The sequence below is a fragment of the Streptomyces noursei genome (genome assembly GCF_016917755.1).
In the GTDB taxonomy this organism is placed as follows: domain Bacteria; phylum Actinomycetota; class Actinomycetes; order Streptomycetales; family Streptomycetaceae; genus Streptomyces; species Streptomyces yunnanensis.
This window is the reverse complement of the sequence record NZ_CP070326.1, coordinates 3581332-3601490: the sequence shown is the minus strand read 5'-3', so window position 1 is coordinate 3601490 and position 20159 is coordinate 3581332. Positions and strand designations below refer to the sequence as shown.

At 73.7% G+C, this 20159-nt stretch carries 17 protein-coding genes, 3 tRNA genes and 1 pseudogene; 14 read left to right on the top strand and 7 right to left on the bottom strand.

Annotated features, from left to right (window positions below; translation table 11 throughout):
• Positions 1-74 precede the first annotated feature (74 nt).
• Entirely contained in the window at positions 75-1016 is a 942-nt protein-coding gene (locus JNO44_RS15935) for a trypsin-like serine peptidase (RefSeq protein ID WP_205364816.1), read from the top strand.
• Positions 1017-1055: 39 nt separating this feature from the next.
• On the opposite strand, the gene JNO44_RS15930 is transcribed toward JNO44_RS15935, so the two are convergent.
• A complete protein-coding gene (locus tag JNO44_RS15930) occupies positions 1056-1748 on the bottom strand; it encodes a SanA/YdcF family protein (RefSeq protein WP_205364813.1) in 693 nt (230 codons plus the stop codon).
• Positions 1749-1964: 216 nt separating this feature from the next.
• On the opposite strand from JNO44_RS15930, the gene JNO44_RS15925 reads away from it, so the two are divergent.
• Together JNO44_RS15925 and JNO44_RS15920 are read left to right on the top strand one after the other, a co-directional pair.
• A complete protein-coding gene (locus tag JNO44_RS15925) occupies positions 1965-2420 on the top strand; it encodes a gamma-glutamylcyclotransferase family protein (RefSeq protein ID WP_205364811.1) in 456 nt (151 codons plus the stop codon).
• A gap of 108 nt (positions 2421-2528) precedes the next feature.
• Entirely contained in the window at positions 2529-3539 is a 1011-nt protein-coding gene (locus JNO44_RS15920) for an adenosine deaminase (RefSeq protein WP_052286905.1), read from the top strand.
• Between the two features lie 17 nt (positions 3540-3556).
• On the opposite strand, the gene JNO44_RS15915 is transcribed toward JNO44_RS15920, so the two are convergent.
• Positions 3557-5809: a molybdopterin oxidoreductase family protein gene (locus JNO44_RS15915; RefSeq protein ID WP_205364809.1), complete on the bottom strand. Its 2253-nt coding sequence runs from the start codon at positions 5807-5809 to the stop codon at positions 3557-3559.
• Positions 5810-5970: 161 nt separating this feature from the next.
• On the opposite strand from JNO44_RS15915, the gene JNO44_RS15910 reads away from it, so the two are divergent.
• From JNO44_RS15910 to JNO44_RS15885, 6 genes are all read left to right on the top strand, one after another.
• A complete protein-coding gene (locus tag JNO44_RS15910; protein WP_205364806.1) occupies positions 5971-7038 on the top strand; it encodes a sirohydrochlorin chelatase in 1068 nt (355 codons plus the stop codon).
• A 162-nt stretch (positions 7039-7200) separates the two neighbouring features.
• A complete protein-coding gene (locus JNO44_RS15905) occupies positions 7201-8535 on the top strand; it encodes a deoxyguanosinetriphosphate triphosphohydrolase (protein WP_205364804.1) in 1335 nt (444 codons plus the stop codon).
• Positions 8536-8759: 224 nt separating this feature from the next.
• Entirely contained in the window at positions 8760-10022 is a 1263-nt protein-coding gene (locus JNO44_RS15900) for an NAD(P)/FAD-dependent oxidoreductase (RefSeq protein WP_205364803.1), read from the top strand.
• Positions 10023-10031: 9 nt separating this feature from the next.
• Positions 10032-11084 (top strand): pyridoxal-phosphate dependent enzyme, encoded by a 1053-nt coding sequence (locus JNO44_RS15895; protein WP_205364802.1) that lies wholly within the window; start codon positions 10032-10034, stop codon positions 11082-11084.
• A 75-nt stretch (positions 11085-11159) separates the two neighbouring features.
• Entirely contained in the window at positions 11160-13076 is a 1917-nt protein-coding gene (gene dnaG / locus JNO44_RS15890; protein WP_205364801.1) for a DNA primase, read from the top strand.
• 298 nt (positions 13077-13374) lie between these two features.
• Positions 13375-14580, top strand: a complete 1206-nt coding sequence (locus JNO44_RS15885; RefSeq protein ID WP_205369882.1) for an RNA polymerase sigma factor — start codon at positions 13375-13377, stop codon at positions 14578-14580.
• A 22-nt stretch (positions 14581-14602) separates the two neighbouring features.
• Here the strand turns inward: JNO44_RS15885 and JNO44_RS15880 are convergent, their stop codons facing one another.
• Both JNO44_RS15880 and JNO44_RS15875 read right to left on the bottom strand, forming a co-directional pair.
• On the bottom strand, positions 14603-16072 hold the full coding sequence (locus JNO44_RS15880; protein ID WP_205364800.1) for an FGGY family carbohydrate kinase: 1470 nt from the start codon (positions 16070-16072) through the stop codon (positions 14603-14605).
• A 66-nt stretch (positions 16073-16138) separates the two neighbouring features.
• Positions 16139-16438 (bottom strand): YtxH domain-containing protein, encoded by a 300-nt coding sequence (locus tag JNO44_RS15875; RefSeq protein WP_205364799.1) that lies wholly within the window; start codon positions 16436-16438, stop codon positions 16139-16141.
• Between the two features lie 215 nt (positions 16439-16653).
• Between JNO44_RS15875 and JNO44_RS15870 the strand changes: the two genes are divergently transcribed.
• From JNO44_RS15870 to JNO44_RS15860, 3 genes are all read left to right on the top strand, one after another.
• Positions 16654-16726, top strand: a tRNA-Asn gene (locus JNO44_RS15870).
• Between the two features lie 5 nt (positions 16727-16731).
• Positions 16732-16804, top strand: a tRNA-Asn gene (locus JNO44_RS15865).
• Between the two features lie 179 nt (positions 16805-16983).
• A tRNA-Ile gene (locus JNO44_RS15860) sits at positions 16984-17060 on the top strand.
• A gap of 172 nt (positions 17061-17232) precedes the next feature.
• Here the strand turns inward: JNO44_RS15860 and JNO44_RS15855 are convergent.
• A complete protein-coding gene (locus tag JNO44_RS15855) occupies positions 17233-17499 on the bottom strand; it encodes a hypothetical protein (RefSeq protein WP_205364798.1) in 267 nt (88 codons plus the stop codon).
• Between JNO44_RS15855 and JNO44_RS45160 the strand changes: the two are divergent.
• Positions 17491-18000: pseudogene (locus tag JNO44_RS45160) on the top strand (putative antirestriction adenine methyltransferase); the annotation flags it as partial. The gene JNO44_RS15855 and the pseudogene JNO44_RS45160 sit on opposite strands and share 9 nt — an antisense overlap.
• Positions 18001-18104: 104 nt before the next feature.
• On the top strand, positions 18105-18542 hold the full coding sequence (locus JNO44_RS15850; protein WP_205364797.1) for a hypothetical protein: 438 nt from the start codon (positions 18105-18107) through the stop codon (positions 18540-18542).
• 206 nt (positions 18543-18748) lie between these two features.
• Here the strand turns inward: JNO44_RS15850 and JNO44_RS15845 are convergent, their stop codons facing one another.
• Positions 18749-19168, bottom strand: a complete 420-nt coding sequence (locus JNO44_RS15845; protein ID WP_205364795.1) for a DUF6841 family protein — start codon at positions 19166-19168, stop codon at positions 18749-18751.
• A 101-nt stretch (positions 19169-19269) separates the two neighbouring features.
• The gene (locus tag JNO44_RS15840) at positions 19270-20112 is read right to left on the bottom strand and encodes an SDR family oxidoreductase (RefSeq protein ID WP_205364794.1); all 843 of its coding nucleotides are present in this window, start codon (positions 20110-20112) and stop codon (positions 19270-19272) included.
• Positions 20113-20159 lie beyond the last annotated feature (47 nt).

The window sequence follows — 20159 nt, the reverse complement described above, 5'->3', positions numbered from 1 at the left end:
ATGCGGCCGATGTGCCGAGACCGCCCCGCGGGCGGCACCGGGCCGACGTCCGGGCGCGCCGACGGAGCAGGGCGGTGACCATCGCCCTGGGCATGGCCTTCGGCCTCGCCACCTCCCCGGTGAGCCACGCGGCCGAGACCGACCCCGGTGCCCACGGCACCCAGTCCACCTTCACCCACGAGTCCCAACCCCGTGCCACCTGGACCAACAAGGACGCCAAGGCGTTCTGGACCCCGCGGCGGATGGCCGAGGCCGCCCCGCCCGTGCGCGGCACCGGGCGGCCCAGCGCGTCCAACCAACTCGCGCCGACCGCCGAGCACTTCGACGGCATCCCGTCCGTCGGCGTGCTGTTCTCCGTGGACGGGGAGGCCCGCGAGCACCACTGCACCGCCAGTGTGGTGCACAGCCCGCGCGGCAACCTGCTCCTCACCGCCGGGCACTGCAACCCGGGAGCGCGCGCCGCGTTCGTCCCCCAGTACCAGTCGGGGGTGGACACCCAGCCCTACGGGGTGTGGGCCATCGAGGACAGCTTCGCCTACGCCGACCGCGGCACCACCGGCACCGGTGCCGACCTCGACTTCGCCTTCGCCACCGTCGCCCCGGACGACTCCGGCCGGCGCATCGAGGACGTCACCGGTGGCAACGTCCTGACCGCGACGCCCGGTTACCGCAACCAGGTGAGCGTCATCGGCTACCCCAGCGTCCACAGCGACCCGCAGGACCGGGCCGTGCGCTGCTCCGCCACCACCGCGCGCCTGGAGGGCACCCGCCAACTCCGCATGGAGTGCAACGGGTTCTACGGGGGCACCTCGGGCGGCCCCTGGCTGACCAACATCGACCCGCAAACCCACACCGGCCAGGTCATCGGCGTCATCGGCGGCGTCAACGGCGGCGGCCCCAGCGGCCCGCACAGCGACCGGACCTCCTACAGCCCGTACTTCGGGAAGGAGATCCTCGACCTCTACGACCGCGCCACCCAGGCCCAGCAGGAGGGGGCGAGCGGGACGAGCGGATAGCAGCCCCCCCGCCACTGAGGAGGGCCGGGTGGTGGCGCCCTAACGGAGCGCCGCCGTCAGGCCCTTCTCCTTGGGGCCGAGGAAGTGCGGATCGGGCCGCAGCACCGCCTCCGCGGTCGCCTTGCCCGCCGCGAAGATCTCCCGCACCCCGCCGTACGCCCAGGTCACGTCGTGGTCGGCGGCGACCCCCACGCCGTACGCGTCGATCCCGGCCGCCGTGCACAGCGCCAGCGCCCGCCGGATGTGGAATCCCTGGCTGACCAGCACCGCCCGGTCCACCCCGAAGATCCGATGGGCGCGCGTGCAGGAGTCCCAGGTGTCGAAGCCCGCGTAGTCGCTGACGATCTTGTGGGCCGGGACGCCGTGCCGCACCAGATAGCCGCGCATCGCGTCCGGCTCGTCGTAGTCATGGCGGCTGTTGTCGCCGGTGACCAGGACGGCGCGCACCCGGCCGCCCTGGTAGAGCCGGATGGCGGCGTCCAGCCGATGGGCCAGGTACGGCGACGGTTCGCCGTTCCACAGGCCCGCGCCGAAGACCACCGCCACCGGGGCGGCCGGCACATCGGCGACCGTGCGGACGCGCGGGCCGGCGGTGGCGTTCAGCCAGGTCGCCGGCAGCAGCGCGAGCACCGTCAGCGCCACGAGCACCTGGAACGCCCGCCGCTGCCCGCGCCGGCTCCGCGGCAGCCGCACGCGCCGTATCCACCCGAGACGCGCCCACAGCCCCCGCATGTCGTGCCCCCGTTCCCCTGGTGCCCGTCGCCCGGAGCGCCGGAAACCGTTCACGTGATCGATGTCGCAAGCTCCGACGTGACGCGGGCTGGCATGGTTGCAGTGGGGGAGCGCCGTGGACAACGTCACAGCGGGACGCACCGCCTGGGACGACACCGCCCGCGCCGACGTCCCCGTCGGCGACACCACACCCGCCCCACCCGTGGAGGGCCCGCGATGACCACCGAGGCCGAGCGCCTGCCGTTCTTCGTCTACGGCACGCTGCGCCCGGGCGAGGCCAACTACGCCCGCACCCTGCGCGGCCGGACCGCCGCCGAGGAACCGGCCCGGATCGCCGGCGCGCTGCTCTACGAGGGCCCCGGATACCCGTACGCCACCGCCGGGCCCGCCGACGCGGTGGTGCACGGCGCACTGGTCCGCCCCCGCGACGCCGAGTACGACGCCGTCCGCGCCGCGCTGGACCGGCTGGAGGGCTACACCCCGGGTTCCCCGGCGGGCGCCGGCAACCTCTACGAGCGGGTGGCCACCGAGGCGGTCTGCCCGGACGGCAGGACCGTCCGGGCCTGGGTCTACCTGGCTGCCGAACCCCTCGCCACCCGCCTGCGGGCCGCCGGCACGCCGATCGCCTGCGGAGAGTGGACCGGCCGCGCCGCCCGCAGGTCCCCCGGATAACCTGGACGACTCGTCCCGTACGGGCGACTCGTCCAGTAAGGCGCACGTCGCTTCGCACGGCCCGAGCAGGAACCCCGTCCGGCAGCACAGCAGAACAGGTGTGACCCCGTGCCCTCCACCCCCGCGAGCGCCCCCGCCCACCGCCCCCTCCCCAAGGCCGAGCTGCACCTCCACATCGAGGGCACCCTGGAGCCCGGCCTGGCCTTCACGCTCGCCGAACGCAACGGCGTCACGCTGCCCTACGCCACCGAGGACGAGCTCCGCCGCGCCTACTCCTTCAGCGACCTGCAGTCCTTCCTGAACCTCTACTACGCGCTGATGGAGGTGCTGCGCACCGAGGACGACTTCGCCGACCTCGCGCACGCCTACCTGGCGCGCGCCAAGGAGCAGGGCGTACGGCACGCCGAGATCTTCTTCGACCCGCAGGCGCACACCTCCCGCGGTGTCCCCCTCGGCACGGTCATCCGCGGCCTGGCCCGGGCCCTGGACGCCGCCCCGGAGGCGTACGGCATCACCACCCGGCTGATCATGTGCTTCCTGCGCGACGAGAGCGCCGAGTCGGCCCTGGCGACCTTCGAGGCGGCCCGCCCCTACCTGGACCGGATCACCGCCGTCGGCCTGGACTCGGCCGAGGTCGGCCACCCGCCGTCGAAGTTCCAGGAGGTCTTCGCGCTGGCCCGGGAAGCCGGCCTCAAGTGCGTGGCCCACGCGGGCGAGGAGGGCCCGGCGGCATACGTGTGGGAGGCGCTGGACCTCCTGGGCGTGGACCGGGTCGACCACGGGGTGCGCTGCATGGAGGACGAGCGCCTGGTCGCCCGCCTGGTGGCCGACCGGATCCCGCTCACCGTCTGCCCGCTGTCCAACGTCCGGCTCCGGGTGGTCGACGACCTCGCCGACCACCCGCTGCCCGCCATGCTGGACGCCGGGCTGCTGGTCACCGTCAACTCCGACGACCCGGCCTACTTCGGCGGGTACGCCGACGACAACTTCACCGCCGTGCGGGACGCCCTCGGCCTGGACGACGCGACGCTGCGGACGCTCGCCCGCAACTCCTTCCTGGCGTCCTTCCTCGACGAGGAGACCCGCGCCGCCTACCTGAAGGAACTGGACGCTTGCTGACCGGCGCACCCGTACGCCTACCGCTCCAGCCGCTCGATCCGTACGGCGCACACCTTGAACTCCGGCATCCGGGACACCGGGTCGAGCGCCGGGTTGGTGAGGCTGTTGGCACGGCCCTCGCCCGGCCAGTGGAACGGCATGAACACCGTGTCCGGGCGGATCGCCGGGCTCACCCGGGCCGGCGCCACCGCCCGGCCGCGCCGGGAGACCACCGCGACCGGCTCGCCGTCGGCGACGCCGAGCCGGTCCGCCAGCCTCGGGTGGAGCTCGACGTAGGGGCCGGGCTCGGCGGCGTTCAGCGCGGCCACCCGGCGGGTCTGGGCCCCCGACTGGTACTGGGCCAGCACCCGCCCCGTCGTCAGCACCACCGGATACCCGGCGTCGGTCTCCTCGTCCGCCGGGCGGTGCGTGACGGGCACGAACCGGGCCCGGCCGTCGGGCGTCGCGAACCGCTCCAGGAAGAGCCGGGGCGTGCCGGGGTGGATCGGGAGTCCGACCGGGTCCCCGACGGCCGCCTGTGCCCCCGTCACGGCCCGCGCCGCGGCTTCCGGGGCGGCCGCCGCGGTGGCCGATGACGCGACCTGCGCGCCGGCCCGCGCCGCGGCCTCCGGCGCGGTCGCCGTCCCCGCCGCGTCCGCCCGTTCCGCCGGGCACGGCCAGAACACCCCGTCCCCCGCCGCGAGTCGGGCGTAGGTGATGCCCGAGTAGTCCGCCGGACCGCCCGCCGACGCGCGCCGCAGCTCCTCGAAGACCTCCGCCGGCTCGGTCGGGAAGCCCACCGGGTGCCCCAGGCGCGCCGCCAGCCCGCCGAGCACCGCCAGGTCCGTGCGGACCCCGGGCGGCGGGTCCAGGGCCCGGCGGCGCAGCAGCACCCGGCCCTCCAGATTGGTCGTCGTCCCGGTCTCCTCCGCCCACTGGGCGACGGGCAGCACCACGTCCGCCAGCGCCGCCGTCTCGGACAGCACCACGTCCGCCACCGCCAGGAAGTCCAGCGCCCGGATCCGCTCCTCCACATGGGCGGCGTGCGGCGCGGACACCACCGGGTTGGACCCCATCAGCAGCAGCGCCCGGACGTCCCCGCCCAGCGCGTCCAGGAGCTCGTAGGCGCTGCGGCCCGGCCCGGGGAGCGCGTCGGGGTCCACTCCCCACACCGCCGCCACATGGCGGCGGGCCGCCGGATCGTCCAGCCGCCGGTAGCCGGGCAACTGGTCCGCCTTCTGGCCGTGTTCCCGGCCTCCCTGACCGTTGCCCTGACCGGTCAGGCAGCCGTAACCGGACAGCTCCCGGCCCGCCCGCCCGGTGGCCAGGCACAGGTTGATCCACGCCCCTACGGTGTCGGTGCCCTTCGCCTGCTGTTCCGGGCCGCGCGCGGTCAGCACCATCGAGGACGGTGCGTCGCAGAACATCCGCACGGCCTCGCGGAGTTGCGGCACCGGTATGCCGGTGAGGCGCTCGACCAGTTCCGGCCAGTGCGCCATCGCGGCGGCCCGCGCCGCCGGCCAGCCGGTGGTGCGCCCGGCGACGAACTCCTCGTCCACGCGCCCCTCGGCGACCACCAGGTGCAGCAGCCCCAACGCCAGCGCCAGGTCCGTGCCCGGACGCGGCGCCAGATGCAGATCGGCCTGCTCGGCAGTGCGGGTCCGGCGCGGATCGACGACGATCAGCCGACCGCCGTTCTCCTTCAGCTCGGTCAGGTAGCGCAACGCCGGCGGCATGGTCTCCGCCAGGTTGGAGCCGACCAGCAGCACGCACCCGGTACGCGCCACATCGGCCAGCGGGAACGGCAGCCCCCGGTCCAGCCCGAACGCGCGGCCCTGCGCCGCCGCGGCCGACGACATGCAGAACCGGCCGTTGTAGTCGATCTGCGAGGTGCCCAGCACCACCCGGGCGAACTTCCCCAGCGCATATGCCTTCTCGTTGGTCAGCCCGCCACCGCCGAACACCCCGACCGCGTCCCGCCCGTACACCGCCCCGGCCCGCCGCAGCCCCTCCGCGACCCGGTCCAGGGCGGTGTCCCAACCGGCCGGCACCAGCTCCCCGGTGTCCGGGTCGCGCACCAGAGGGGAGACCAACCGCGCCCCGGGTGCGAGCAGTTCGGACGCGGTCCGCCCCTTGCCGCACAGCGCGCCCCGGTTGACGGGGAAGTCAGGGCGCTCCACGACCTCCACGGGCGGACCGTCCACCCCGGTGGTGGGCCGCAGTCCCATGCCGCACTGAAGGGCGCAGTAGGGGCAGTGGGTCTCGACCGTGGCGGTGTCGGCGGCAGTCATGCCGGTCAGCGTGGAACGGGCGTGTTGCGCCGGCACGTCGCCCCGGTTTCCGGCGCGCGGCGGAGTCCTCCCACGGGCCGGGAGGCCGGCAGCAGGGCCGCGGTACACGGAGTTCCCCGGCGGGAAACGGAACCGCAACGACCGGCTGCCAGCCTCGGCCCATGACGGCGTCGACAGCGAACCAGCCCGCACCGGAACCGAGCCCCGCCACCTCCCCGCAGGTACCCGGCCCGCACCCCGCGCCCTGCGCACCCGTGGGCGCCGCCGGCCTCGCCGCCGAGATCACCGCCGAACTCAGCAACCGGCTCCGCACCGTCCGGCTGCACGCCCGCCGCCGCCCCGCCGCACCACCCCCCGCCCTCGTGGCCGTCGCGCACGGCAGCCGCCACCCCGGGGCCGCCCCCACCGTGCGGGCCCTCCTCGCCGCGATCCGCGCGCTCCGCCCCGGCCTCCCCGTCCGCCTCGGCCACATCGAGCTCGACCGGCCGCTGCTCGCCGACACCCTCGCCGGGCTGCGCGACGAGGGCATCGGCGAGGTCGTCCTGGTGCCGCTGCTCTTCGGCCGCGGCCACCACGTCACCCACGACCTGCCCGCCGCGCTCGCCGCCGCCCCGCACCTCAGCGGCCTGATAGCGGCCCCGCTGGGCCCGCACGCCCTCCTGGCGGAGGCACTGCACGGCCGCCTCCTGGAGGCCGGCTTCCCCGCCCGCCCCCACGACACCGGCCGCCCCGCCGTCGTCCTGGCCGCCGCCGGCTCCCGCGCCCCCCGCTCCGCCCTGGACACCGCCCGCACCGCCGAACTGCTCTCCGCCCGCCTAGGCGGCGTCCCCGTCCTGCCCGCCTTCGCCCACCCGTCGCCCGCCACCGCCCCGGACGGAGACGCTTCGCGTCGCCCCTCCCGGATTGCCGCCGCCCTGACCGTCCCCGATGCCGTCCGCGCGCTGGCCGACCGCGGCCACCGCCCCCGCGACATCGCCGTCGCCGCCTGCTTCGCCGCCCCCGGCCGCTTCGCCGACCGCTGCGCGGCGCTCGCCCCCGGCCCCGCCGCCGCGCCCCTGGGCGACCACCCGGCGCTGGCCCGCCTCGTACTGCACCGCTACGACCAGGCGCTGCGCGCCCGCACCGGATCCCGCACCGAGGGCCCATGGCCTGCCCGGCGGACGGGGGTCACGGCCGGGACCGCGGCGTCCGGTACGGCGCCTCGCCGCGTTGCCGCACCGTCCCGATAGCTCCTCCCGCAGCTCCTCCCGCGGCCGAAGGGCAGGGGAGGAGCCCCGCTCGGGCCGTCCCGGCGCCCCGCGAGGCACCGCACCGGACGTCGCGGGACGCCGGGGCGGCCTGCCCCGACCCTGATCCACCGGACAGGCCCCGAGGGCGGCTACCGTCGCGGTATGACGGGCACAACACGGGCAACTCCTCCCAGCCCCGGCCAGGATCCGCACGCGGCGCTCCCCGGTTACACCGCGGCGGACACCGAACGCTGGGTCCCCGAACCGGACAAACGCCCCGGGCGCACCGCCTTCCAACGCGACCGCGCCCGGGTCCTGCACTCCGCCGCACTGCGCCGGCTCGCCGGCAAGACCCAGGTCGTCACCCCCGGCAGCGCCACCCAGGCGTGGGACGCCAGCCCCCGCACCCGGTTGACGCACTCCCTGGAGTGCGCCCAGGTGGGCCGCGAACTGGGCGCCGCCCTCGGCTGCGACCCGGACCTGGTCGAGGCCGCCTGCCTGGCGCACGACCTCGGCCACCCACCCTTCGGGCACAACGGCGAACAGGCCCTCAACGAGGTCGCCGCGCCCTGCGGCGGCTTCGAGGGCAACGCCCAGTCGCTGCGCCTCCTGGCCCGCCTGGAGCCCAAACGGTTCGTGCCCGCCCCGGACGGCGCCCCGGTCAGCGTCGGCCTCAACCTCACCCGCGCCGCCCTGGACGCCGCCACCAAGTACCCCTGGCCGCGCGGCGCGCACCCCGACGGACCGGCCGCCGCGAAATTCGGTGTCTACGCCGACGACCTGCCGGTGTTCGCGTGGTTCCGACAGGGCGCACCGTCCGGCCGGCGCAGCTTCGAGGCGCAGGTCATGGACTGGGCCGACGACGTCGCCTACTCGGTGCACGACGTCGAGGACGGGCTGCACGCCGGCCACCTGGACCCCAACGTCCTGCTCGCCGACCCCGAACGCGCCGAGATCTTCGCGGTCGCCGCGGAGCGCTACGCCCCCGGCGCCGGCGAGGCGGACCTCGCCGCCGCCCTGGACCGCCTCCTGGAGCAGGTGTGGTGGCCGCACGGCTACGACGGCTCGGCGCTCGCCCAGGCCCGCCTCAAGGACGCCACCAGCCAACTCATCGGCCGTTTCTGCCTGGCCGCCGAGGGCGCGACGCGGGCCCGCCACGGCAGCGGGCGGCTCACGCGGTACGCGGCGGAGCTGGTGGTTCCGGCCGAAACCCGCCTGGAATGCGCCGTTCTCAAGGCCGTCGCCGACCGCTACGTGATACAGCGCCCGGACCAGGAGGCGCTCCGCGCCGACCAGCGCGTGGTGATCGCCGAACTCGCCGAGGCGCTGCTCGCCCGGGCCCCTGACGGCCTTGATCCACAGTTCCGTTCGCTGTTCGATACGGCCCCCGACGACGGGGCCCGGATGCGCGCCGTGATCGACCAGATCGCCGCACTCACCGACGCCTCCGCGCGTACTCTTCACGCCCGCCTCACACGTCCCCCTGGTAACGGTTAGGGCAACCCAGGGTGACCCTAGGGGGGCGGCCCCTCTTCCCCCCTCACGCTCCGTGCGGGACGCTCGTCCCCGCACGAACGCACGGGAACCCGAAATCCGTCGAACGCATCAAGGGAGCGAGGGGAAACGGGGGCACCGGAAACGGGGGTACCAACGGGGGGCACCAACGGGGGCGTTCACGGACGCTGACGCGGACGTACGGCACCGCAACGAGGAGGAAGCAAGTGGTCGACACGCACCAGACGTTCGTCATCGTCGGGGGTGGCCTGGCCGGAGCGAAGGCCGCGGAGACGCTCCGCGGGGAAGGGTTCACCGGCCGGGTGATCCTCATCTGTGACGAACGCGACCACCCCTACGAGCGCCCCCCGCTCTCCAAGGGGTACCTGCTCGGCAAGGAAGAACGGGACAGCGTCTTCGTCCACGAACCCGCCTTCTACGCCCAGGCCCGGATCGAGCTCCACCTGGGCCAGCCCGCCGTCCACCTGGACCCCGCGGGCCGCACCGTCCGCCTGGGCGACGGCACCCTCATCGCCTACGACAAGCTGCTGCTGGCCACCGGCGCCGAACCCCGCCGCCTGGACATCCCCGGCACCGGCCTGGCCGGCGTGCACCACCTGCGCCGCCTCGCCCACGCCGAACGACTGCGCGGCGTCCTCGCCTCCCTGGGCCGCGAGAACGGCCACCTGGTCATCGCAGGCGCCGGCTGGATCGGCCTCGAAGTCGCCGCCGCGGCCCGCTCCTACGGCGCCGAGGTCACCATCGTCGGGCCCGACCCGACCCCCCTGCACGGCATCCTCGGGCCCGAACTCGGCGCCCTCTTCGCCGACCTGCACCGCGATCACGGCGTCCGCTTCCACTTCGGCGCCCGCCTCACCGAGATCGTCGGCCAGGACGGCATGGTGGTCTCGGTCCGCACCGACGACGGCGAGGAGCACCCCGCCCACGACGTGCTCGCCGCCATCGGTGCCGCCCCCCGCACCGCCCTCGCCGAACAGGCCGGCCTCGACGTCGTCGACCGCGCCGACGGCGGCGGGATCGCCGTGGACGCCGCGCTGCGCACCTCCGACCCGTACATCTACGCCGCCGGCGACGCGGCCGCCGCCGACCATCCCCTCCTGGACACCCGCCTGCGCGTCGAGCACTGGGCCAACGCCCTCAACGGCGGCCCGGCAGCCGCCCGCGCCATGCTCGGCCAGGACGTCAGCTACGACCGCCTCCCGTACTTCTTCTCCGACCAGTACGACCTCGGCATGGAGTACTCCGGCTACGCCCCGCCCGGCTCCTACGACCAGGTCGTCTGCCGCGGCGACGTCGGCAAGCGGGAGTTCATCGCCTTCTGGCTCCGCGAGGGGCGCGTCCTGGCCGGCATGAACGTCAACGTCTGGGACGTCGCCGAACAGATCCAGCAACTCATCCGCGCCGGCGCCCCGTTGGCGCCCGAGCGGCTGGCCGATCCCACCATTCCGCTGGCCTCATTGCTCCCGTAACGTGCAGGTATGACCCCTGGCCACACGAGCCCCACCAGCTCCGAGGGCAGCGCCGTCCCCGACGGAAGCGGCACCCCGGGCGTCACCCTCGACGACGTCCGGGACGCCGCCCGCCGGCTCTCCGGCGTGGCCCACCGCACCCCCGTGCTGCGCTCCCGCACCCTTGACGCGCGGACCGGTACCCGGGCGTTCCTCAAGTGCGAGAACTTCCAGCGGGCCGGCGCCTTCAAGTTCCGCGGCGCCTATCACGCCCTCTCCCACCTCACCCCCGAGCAGCTCGCCCGTGGGGTCGTCGCCCACTCCTCCGGCAACCACGCCCAGGCCCTGGCCCTCGCCGCCCGGGAACGCGGCACCCACGCCGTCATCGTGATGCCCGCCGACGCGCCGCGCTCCAAACGGGACGCCACCGCCGGCTACGGCGCCGAGATCGTCACCTACGACCGCTACACCGAGGACCGCGAGGCCATCAGCCGCCGGATCTCCGAGGAGCGCGGCCTGACCGTCGTCCCCCCGTACGACCACCCGCACATCATCGCCGGACAGGGCACCACCGCCCTGGAGCTCCTGGAGGAGACCGGCCCGCTCGACGTCCTCCTGGTGCCCGTCGGCGGCGGCGGACTGATGGCCGGCGCCGCCACCGCCGCGACGGCCCTGGCCCCCGGTATCCGCATGATCGGCGTCGAACCCGAGGCCGGCGACGACACCCGCCGCTCCCTGGCCGCCGGCCACCGCGTCGCCGTCCCCGTGCCCCGCACCATCGCCGACGGCCAGGCCGTCGAGACCCCCGGCAAGCTGACCTTCGCGATCAACCGGCGCCTGGTCGACTCGGTGGTCCTGGTCACCGACGACGAGATCCGCGCCGCCATGGCCTTCGCCTTCGAACGCCTCAAGATCGTCATCGAGCCCAGCGGCGCCAGCGCCCTGGCCGCCCTGCTCGCCGGCCGCCTGGGCCCTCCGCCGGCGCCCGCACGGCCCGCGGGGGACCCCCGGCCGGCCCGCACCGGCGTGATCGTCTCCGGCGGCAACATCGGCGTGGACCGCTTCCGGGAACTGCTCGGCTGAGCCCGGCAGCGCCGCCCCGCCCCCGGCGGGACTCGCCCGCCGGGGACTGTCCGACCCCCACCGTAGAATTCACCCGTGGCAGGCAGGATCAACGATGACGATGTGAAGGCGGTACGGGACGCGGTCCCGATCGACGCCGTCGTGTCCGAGTACCTCCAGCTCCGCAACGCCGGCGGTGGCAATCTCAAGGGCCTGTGCCCCTTCCACGACGAGAAGTCCCCGTCCTTCCACGTGAGCCCCGCCAAGGGCCTCTACCACTGCTTCGGCTGCCAAGAGGGCGGCGACACCGTCGACTTCGTCATGAAGATCGACCACCTCTCCTTCGCCGAGACCATCGAGCGCCTCGCCGCCCAGGCCGGCATCACCCTCCGCTACGAGGAGGGCGGCTACACCCCCGGCCGCCAGCAGGGCGAGCGCACCCGCCTGGTCGAGGCCCACAAGGCCGCCGCCCAGTACTACACCGACCAGCTGGAGAGCCCCGAGGCGGAGATCGCCCGGCGGTTCCTCGCCGAGCGCGGCTTCGCCCAGGACGCCGCCCAGCACTTCGGCGTCGGCTACAGCCCCGCCGGCTGGGACCACCTCACCCGCTACCTCCGCGGCCGTGGCTTCACCGACAAGGAACTGGTCCTCTCCGGCCTCTCCCAGGAGGGCCGCCGCGGCCCCATCGACCGCTTCCGCGGCCGCCTGATGTGGCCCATCCGCGACATCGCCGGCGAGGTCGTCGGCTTCGGCGCCCGCAAGCTCCGCGACGACGACAACGGCCCCAAGTACCTCAACACCCCCGAGACCCCCCTCTACCGCAAGTCCCAGGTCCTCTACGGCATCGACCTCGCCAAGAAGGAGATCGCCAAGAGCAGCCGCGCGGTGGTCGTCGAGGGCTACACCGACGTCATGGCCTGCCACCTCGCCGGGATCACCACCGCCATCGCCACCTGCGGCACCGCCTTCGGCGAGGGCCACATCAAGATCCTCCGCCGGCTGCTGATGGACAACTCCGGCTCCGAGGTGGTCTTCACCTTCGACGGCGACGCCGCCGGCCAGAAGGCCGCCCTGCGCGCCTTCGAGGACGACCAGAAGTTCGCCGCCGAGACCTCCATCGCCATCACCCCCGGCGGCATGGACCCCTGCGACCTGCGGCTCGCCAAGGGCGACCAGGCCGTCGCCGACCTCGTCGAGTCCCGCACCCCGCTCTTCGAGTTCGCGCTCCGCCAGGTCGTCTCCCGGCACAACCTCGACACCCCCGTCGGCCGGGCCGCCGCCCTCGACGAGGCCGCCCCCATCGTCGCCCGCATCAAGAACAGCGCCATCCAGCACGAGTCCGCCGTCCAGTTGGCCGGCATTCTCGGCATCCTGGACACCCAGTTCGTCGTCCGCCGAGTCGCCCAGCTCGCCCGCTGGGCCCGCGAGCGCGGTCGCGACGGCGGCCCCGGTCAGGGCCGCCCGCAGCGCCACGACGCACCCCCCGCCGCCGAGCCGCAGCGCCCCGCGCCCGGCGCCGGCGGCCCCGCCCTCAACCTCCGCAGCCCCGCCCACCGCGTCGAACGCGAACTCCTCAAGCTCGCCCTCCAGCGCCCCGACCTGGTCTCCCCGGCCTTCGACGCCTACGGCGCCGACGAGTTCACCGCACCCCCGTACGCCGTCGTCCGGCAGTGCATCGAGGAGGCCGGCGGCGCCTCCGCCGGATCCGCCGACGGCGACTATCTGGCCCGGGTGCGCGACGCCGCCCCCGACGACACCGTCCGCGCCATGGTCACCGAGCTGGCCGTGGAACCGCTGCACACCCGCCGCGACCCCGACGAGGCGTACGCCGGCGTCCAGTTGGTCGCCGTCCGCCTCGCCGCCGTCAACCAACGCGTCACGGAGATCCGCGGGACCCTCCAGCGGCTGGGCCCGCGCGCCGACCCCCAGCAACTCGCCGCCGTCCAGAACGAACTCTGGGTCCTCCAGCAGTACGGCCAGTCCCTCCGCGAACGCGGCGCCGCCGCCCTCTGAGCCCCACTCCGTACGACCGCCCCACCCGCCCCGGGAACCCCGCCGCCCCCCTCCGCCACCTCCGGGTAGCCATTCGGTCACGGACCGGACTCAAAAAGTGCTCGCACGCCCCTCGTGGCGGACATGTGTCGTACTCCACACTGAGGAGCGGTGCCGTAAGTCCCCGGAGCGCGGCACATCCGCCCGTACGCGCCGCCGTGCGGGCCGTGAGCCCCCGCGCCGCCGCGTGTGACCGTGCGGCGGCTCCGGCGGCTCGGCCGCCTCCGCCCGGTCCTCGTGCCGCCCCAGCCGCGATCACCTGGAGGTCGCCCCCGTGCAGACCCGGACCCTCTCCGCCGCACCTGCCGGCGACGCACCGGCCGCCCCGCCCGATACCGGCCTGCTGACCGCGCCCGTCACGGTGCCGCAGCAGGCCGAACCCCCCGCCGCCGAACTCCTCGCCGCGGAGATCCCCCCGGAGCACCCCGACGCCCCGGACCCGACCGACGCCGCTGAACAGGCCGACGCGACCGACGCGACCGACGCGACCGACCCCACGGACACCGCGGACTCCACGGACACCGCGGACCCCGCGCCCCGCCCGGACACCGGCGGCCCCTCCTCCGACCTCTTCCGCCAGTACCTCCGCGAGATCGGCCGGATCCCGCTGCTCACCGCCGCCGAGGAAGTCGACCTGGCCCGCCGCGTCGAAGCCGGCCTCTTCGCCGAGGAGAAACTCACCCGCACCCCCGACCTCGACTCCCAACTCGCCCACGACCTCGACACGTTGGTGGTCCGCGGCCGGATCGCCAAACGCCGCCTGATCGAGTCCAACCTGCGGCTGGTGGTCTCCGTCGCCAAACGCTACGTCGGCCGCGGCCTGACCATGCTCGACCTCGTCCAGGAGGGCAACCTCGGACTGATCCGCGCCGTCGAGAAGTTCGACTACGCCCGCGGCTACAAGTTCTCCACCTACGCGACCTGGTGGATCCGCCAGGCGATGTCCCGCGCCCTCGCCGACCAGGCCCGCACCATCCGCGTCCCGGTCCACGTCGTCGAACTGATCAACCGCGTCGTCCGGGTCCAGCGCAGGATGCTCCAGGAACGCGGCTACGAACCCACCCCCGAGGAGGTGGCCGCCCACCTCGGCCTCACCCCCGAACGTGTCATCGACGTCCTGCGGCTGGCCCAGGAACCGGTCTCCCTGCACGCCCCCGTCGGCGAGGAGGACGACGTCGCCCTCGGCGACCTCATCGAGGACGGCGACGCCGCCTCACCCGTGGAATCCGCCGCGTTCCTGCTGCTCCGCGAACACCTCGACGCGGTCCTGTCCACCCTCGGCGAACGCGAACGCAAGGTCGTCCAGCTCCGCTACGGCCTCGCCGACGGCCGCCCCCGCACCCTGGAGGAGATAGGCCGGATCTTCGGCGTCACCCGCGAACGCATCCGGCAGATCGAATCCAAGACCCTCGGAAAACTCCGCGACCACGCCTTCGCCGACCAGCTCCGCGGCTACCTCGACTGAGGCCGAACCGGCCGCCCGCGACTCACCCCTCCCGCTGGAACGCCCCCGGATGGGCCTCGTCCCGCACCGCCGCGTACTGCTGCCGCACGGCCTGCCACACCGGCAGCTCCTCGCCCGGTTCGAAGACCTGGCTCGCCGCGGCCGGCCACCGCGGCGGCTCCGGATACCCCGCACCGCCGTCCCCACCGGCGGCCGGGACGGCCGTCCCGTGCGCCACCTGCCACGCCCACGCCGCCTGCCGGGCCGCGCCCAGCGCCGCGTACTCGGCCGGCTGCGGCACCACGACCTGCGCCCCGAACAGCCCCGGCGCGGCCGTCTGCACCGCACCCAGCTCCGCCGCCGCCCCCAGCAGGAACACCCGGCGCACCGCCACCCCCCGGGCCCGCAGCACGTCCAGCGCGTCCGCGAGCCCGCACAGCATGCCCTCCACGGCCGCCCGCGCCAGATGCTCCGGCTTCATGCTCTCCCGCCGCATCCCGTGCAACGACCCCGCGGTGTGCGGCAGATGCGGCGTCCGCTCGCCCTCCAGATACGGCAGCAGCACCATCCCGTACGCGCCCGGCGACGACTGCAGCGCCAGCTCCGAGAGCCCCGCCAGATCCGTCCCCAGCATCTCCGCGGTACCGCGCAGCACCCGCACCGCATTGGTGGTGTGCACCACCGGCAGATGCCGCCCGGTCGCGTCGGCGAACGACGTGATCGTCCCGGACGGGTCCGCCGGCGCCTCGTCGTGGATGGCGAACACCGACCCCGAGGCACCCAGCGACACCACCGCGTCGCCCACCCCGACCCCCAGCCCGAAGGCGGCGGCCATGGTCTCGCCGGTCCCGGCCGAGATCAGCAGCCCCTCCGGCGTGAAACCCGCCGTCCCCGACGGACCCAGCACCTCCGGCAGCCGCACCTGGTGCCCCAGCGCCAGCTCCACCAGATCCGGCCGGTACGCGCCGGTCGCCGCCGACCAGTAGCCGGTCGCCGAGGCCCCGCCCCGGTCCGTCGTGCGCCGCGCCGGCCGGCCCAGCAACTGCCAGGCCAGCCAGTCGTGCGGCGTCATGACCTCCGCGATCCGGGCCGCGTTCGCCGGCTCGGTGCGCGCCAGCCACCGCAGCTTGGTCACCGCGTGCTGCGCCTGCGGCACCGACCCGACGGCCTGCGCCCAGGCCGCCCGCCCGCCCAGCGCGTCCACCAGGTCCGCCGCCGCGCTCTGCGCCCGCTTGTCGTTGCCCACCAGCGCCGGCCGCACCGGATTCCCGTCGGCGTCCAGCGCCACCAGCCCGTGCTGCTGCGCCGCCACACCGATCGCCTGGACGCCCTCCAGCAGCCCGTTCCCCGCGGCCTCGCCGAGCGACATCAGCCACGCCTGCGGATCGACCTCGGGCCCCTTCTCGACGGGGTGCGGCGCGTACCCCTGCCTGATGACGGCACCCGTGTCCGCATCGCAGACGACGATCCGTGTGCTCTCGGACGAACTGTCCAACCCGGCGACTATCCCCATGGCCCCAGATGATGCCCCATGCACGCCATGGGGAGAGAGTCAGGGTTTGCCCACCGGGCCCCGGGCTCACGTATTGCTGGTGCCCCAGTCGTCCTCGTCGGCCGCGCGCTGCTCCCGCAGCGACCGCACCCGCTCGGCCACCGGGCCCGGCAGCCGGTCCCCGACCTTGTCGGACACCACGGCGAACGCCTTCGACGCGGCCTGCCGCCCGCCCAGTGCGGCCGACTCCGCGGTATTGCGGACGGCGGGATTCTGCACGATCCGCTGGGCACTCTTGCGGAGCTGCTCGTACCGCTCCCGCCCGGCCCGGGTGCCGAGCACGTATCCCACCGCCAGTCCCGCGATGAACGTGAGCCGGTAGCGCATCGCTCCACCTTTCCCTTGCCGCTCGATCCCGTCCGGTGCCGGCCGGCACCGGACGCCGGGCTGGGCACCTGCCCACCGGCCCCGGAGCCGGCCGTGGCGACCTCCGGGGATACCGATTGGCGGAGCACCCCCCTGCTTGCGCTAATGTATGTGTCGCAGCGAGCGCCCGCCGTCCGGAGCCCCGGACAGCGATGCATTCGAGGCAAGCAGAGCAATCCCCTGTAGCTCAATTGGCAGAGCAGCCGGCTGTTAACCGGCAGGTTACTGGTTCGAGTCCAGTCGGGGGAGCTCAATCCCCTGTAGCTCAATTGGCAGAGCATTCGGCTGTTAACCGGAGGGTTACTGGTTCGAGTCCAGTCGGGGGAGCAGAGGGAACGAGGACCCCGGGAGGGGTCCTTTTTCTTATGTCCGGGAACCGAACCCGGGGTGATCGAAGTCCTCTTGGACGTGCAAGGTCGCCGGACGGCAGCCCGCACGGGCAGCAGATCGTATGAGCGGCTATGCTGCGGCAGACGGCGCGCACAAATGTGCGCGACGCGCCGTGAGGGGCGGTAGCTCAGCCGGTTAGAGCAGCGGACTCATAATCCGTCGGCCGTGGGTTCGAGTCCCACCCGCCCCACCACGGAGCAGGTATATAGAAGAACCTTCTACCTGCAGAAACGTTAGAACGGGGGTCACCACACCAGCGTGGTGACCCCCGTTCATTCGTTCAGACCAAGATCCAGGGGACACACAGGGGACACGGGACCGCCTCAGGGGACCGGCAACCCCTCAAAGGGGACAGAGCACCCCCCTCACGCCGCCTTCCGGCGCTCCTTCGGGGCCCGGCGAGGGGCACGGGCCGAGGCGGGCGGCAGGCCCGCCGGCAGCGCCCGACCATCGACGCCCGGAGTCTCGGAGCGGACGACCGTGAACCGCGTGAGCGAGACCTGGGCGACGAGGACGGCGATGTCGGCCTGCCAGGCTGACTCGGGGATCTCCAGCGGGACACGTACCTCGAAGGGAACGTCGCGGGGGACGACGGCCATGACCGACTCGGGCTCGAAGAGAGCATGGACCAACTTGGTTGGCTGGCCGACTCCTTGGATGACAGTGTCGCAACCGTCGCCACGCTCATGCTCGGGACGCGGTTTCTGGCCAGCGCCGGTCGCGAAGGGCTGTGGCACGAGCGGGTGGTGCGCTCCTACCGCGATCAGTGGAAGGCCAAGCACGCCGAGACCGTCGAGCGGCTGTCCCGCGCTGACGTGGCGCTGGCCTCCTACGAGGCCGAAGACGTGCGTACGTGGCTCCAGCAGGTGCCCCGCGGGGCCCCGGTGTGCAGCTTTCCTCCCTTCTACGGAAGCGGATACGAGAAGCTGTATGAGCCGCTGAACGCGCACTTCACCTGGGACGCACCCGAGTACGCGCCGCTGTCGGAGGCAGACGTGGTCGGTGTCCTCGGTGCGATCACCGACCGGCCGTACTGGCTGACGGCCTCCAATCACGACGTGCCCGAGCTGCACCAGTACCTGCGCGGCGTCGTCAAGGCCACTCCGCGGGCAGCTCCCTTCTACGTCTACGCGAGCGAGGCGCCGACGCGGGTCGTCGCGCCCCGCCAACCGATCGAGCCGGTCAAAGCCCCCGGCTGCGGGCCGGCGAGCAGCTGGTCGGTCCGCGGAGGCTGTCGATGCTCAAGCCGGGCCAGTTCAACGCCCTGCGCTCCCGGTACCTCAATCCGCGCGTCGCGCCGGGCGCGGCCAACCTCGCAGTCGCGGTTAAGGACGGCACCGGCAAGATCCTCGGTGTCTTCGCCATGTCGCCGAGCAGCTACACGACGAGGCGCTACGGCTGGGTGGCCACCTACGACGCGGTGCTGACCGCCCTGATGATCTGCGCGCACATTTGGTACGGCGACGGGCGCGGGCTCACCGACGTGTTCGGCGTCTGGAACACCTGGGACAGCCGCGTCCACCACCTCATCCCGTTCGACCGGGAGAAGCGGGACTACATCGCCTACAGCACCTCGAAGCTGTTCGCCGTGGTCTATCCCGAGGTCGTCACCCTCGCACCGCTGATCGCCTCGCCCTACCCGTCCTTCTCCGGGACCGCGAACCCCGATACGTGAAGTGGGAAGGCACCATCTGGCACAGCGGCCGCACCGACGACCTCATGAAGGAAGAGGTCGCACGGCGACGCAACGAACTCCGAGCTGGGGCACCACACTTGCGGCATCAGCGAGCCGGAAGTCGGGTATCGCCGAGGTAAGGCGGGCCGTCAGCCTCGGTTCGTCGTCATGCGCCGGCGAGACCGTTGATGGCGACTGGGGGCCGCTCAGGGGGCGAGGACCGAGGCGGCGGTGATGCGCCAGCCATCAGCGGTCCGTGCGACCAGGTAGAGGACCCGGGTGCGCTGGAACTCGCTGCCCGACCGGTTGTAGCGGGCCCAGGTCACCTCGATGAGCACTGAGCGGTCGTTGAGCGCGCGGACCACCTGGTCGAGCGCCTGGCTGCTGCCGTAGTCGGCTTCGCGCAGTGCGATGAGTTCCTGGCCGAGTGCCGCGGTCAGCTGCTCCGTCGTGGTGAGGGTCAGGTGAGCGGCGGAGGTGGTCATCGTGAGGGGGACCGCGAAGTACCCGAGCAACGAGGCCGCCTGGGTCGCGCCGGAACCCGCGAGCTCGATGAAGGTCGTCGCATACCGCTCGAACCACTGCTGGGCGCTCTCTTCGACGGACGAGCGGTCTGTACGGGACAAGGTGAACATCTCCTCGGTGTGATGGGCTTCGGGCCGCCCCGGCCGGCGTGGCGAACGCGCCAGACCCCGGCAGCGGTTATCTCTTCGCGCTGAAGTTCCAGCTAGGCGATCCACGCGCGGGTGAGCGTCTGGACGGCCGAGCCGTCGCCGTCGTTGAGCTTCACTGCGGTGAACGCGCGGGCGGCCTCGGAGGTCTGCACCCGGAAGGCGGGCTGGTCGGTCTCCAGCAGTTCGACGATGCTCGCTGCCGCGCCCTGCGGTGTCTGCGCGGCGGCGAAGGCGTCGCGGGAACGGGCCAGGTAGGCGCTCAGCGCGGGCGCGTACGGGCCGGCCTGCTCCAGCGCGGCATCACGGCCGCCCACGTTGCTGACGAACTCACTGGCCACCGCGCCCGGCTCGACCACGCTGACGGCCACGCCGGCCGTCGCCGCGACCGGGGCGAGGGACTCCATGAAGCCCTCGACGGCGAACTTGGCCGCGCAGTACGCCTCGTTGAACGGCTGGCCGATCACGCCGCCCACGCTGGTCACGGTCACCACGCGGCCCTTGCTCGCCCGCAGCAGGGGCAGCACCGCCTTGGTGACGTTCAGGACGCCGAAGAAGTTGACCTCCATCACGGCGCGCACGTCCTGGACGCTCTCCTGCTCCAGCGTGCCGAGGTGGCCCGCGCCGGCGTTGTTGACCAGCGCATCCAGGCGGCCGTGCTCGGCGATCACCTCGTCCAGACAGGTGGCGATGCTCTCAGGGTCGGCCACGTCCAGCCGCTTGACCTGGATATGGTCGGCGACGTCGTTCTCGGCGGCGGCCTTGAGCAGGGCGTCGGCCTTGCCCGTGTCGCGCATGGTGGCGGCGACGGACCAGCCGGCCCGGGCTGCGCCGATCGCGGTGGCCAGGCCGATACCGGAGGACGTGCCGGTAATCAGGACCGTCTTCTCGCTGGTCATCAAGGGTTCTCCCGTCAAGGGCAGCTGACATCGACAATAACCGGGGA

What these genes read in the sequence shown, in the direction of transcription:
- JNO44_RS15930 (WP_205364813.1), bottom strand. Translation starts at nt 1,748, where the DNA reads ATGCGGGGGCTGTGGGCGCGTCTCGGGTGGATACGGCGCGTGCGGCTG.
- JNO44_RS15925 (WP_205364811.1), top strand. Translation starts at nt 1,965, where the DNA reads ATGACCACCGAGGCCGAGCGCCTGCCGTTCTTCGTCTACGGCACGCTG.
- JNO44_RS15915 (WP_205364809.1), bottom strand. Translation starts at nt 5,809, where the DNA reads ATGACTGCCGCCGACACCGCCACGGTCGAGACCCACTGCCCCTACTGC.
- JNO44_RS15910 (WP_205364806.1), top strand. Translation starts at nt 5,971, where the DNA reads ATGACGGCGTCGACAGCGAACCAGCCCGCACCGGAACCGAGCCCCGCC.
- JNO44_RS15905 (WP_205364804.1), top strand. Translation starts at nt 7,201, where the DNA reads ATGACGGGCACAACACGGGCAACTCCTCCCAGCCCCGGCCAGGATCCG.
- JNO44_RS15895 (WP_205364802.1), top strand. Translation starts at nt 10,032, where the DNA reads ATGACCCCTGGCCACACGAGCCCCACCAGCTCCGAGGGCAGCGCCGTC.
- JNO44_RS15880 (WP_205364800.1), bottom strand. Translation starts at nt 16,072, where the DNA reads ATGGGGATAGTCGCCGGGTTGGACAGTTCGTCCGAGAGCACACGGATC.
- JNO44_RS15875 (WP_205364799.1), bottom strand. Translation starts at nt 16,438, where the DNA reads ATGCGCTACCGGCTCACGTTCATCGCGGGACTGGCGGTGGGATACGTG.
- JNO44_RS15850 (WP_205364797.1), top strand. Translation starts at nt 18,105, where the DNA reads ATGCTCAAGCCGGGCCAGTTCAACGCCCTGCGCTCCCGGTACCTCAAT.
- JNO44_RS15840 (WP_205364794.1), bottom strand. Translation starts at nt 20,112, where the DNA reads ATGACCAGCGAGAAGACGGTCCTGATTACCGGCACGTCCTCCGGTATC.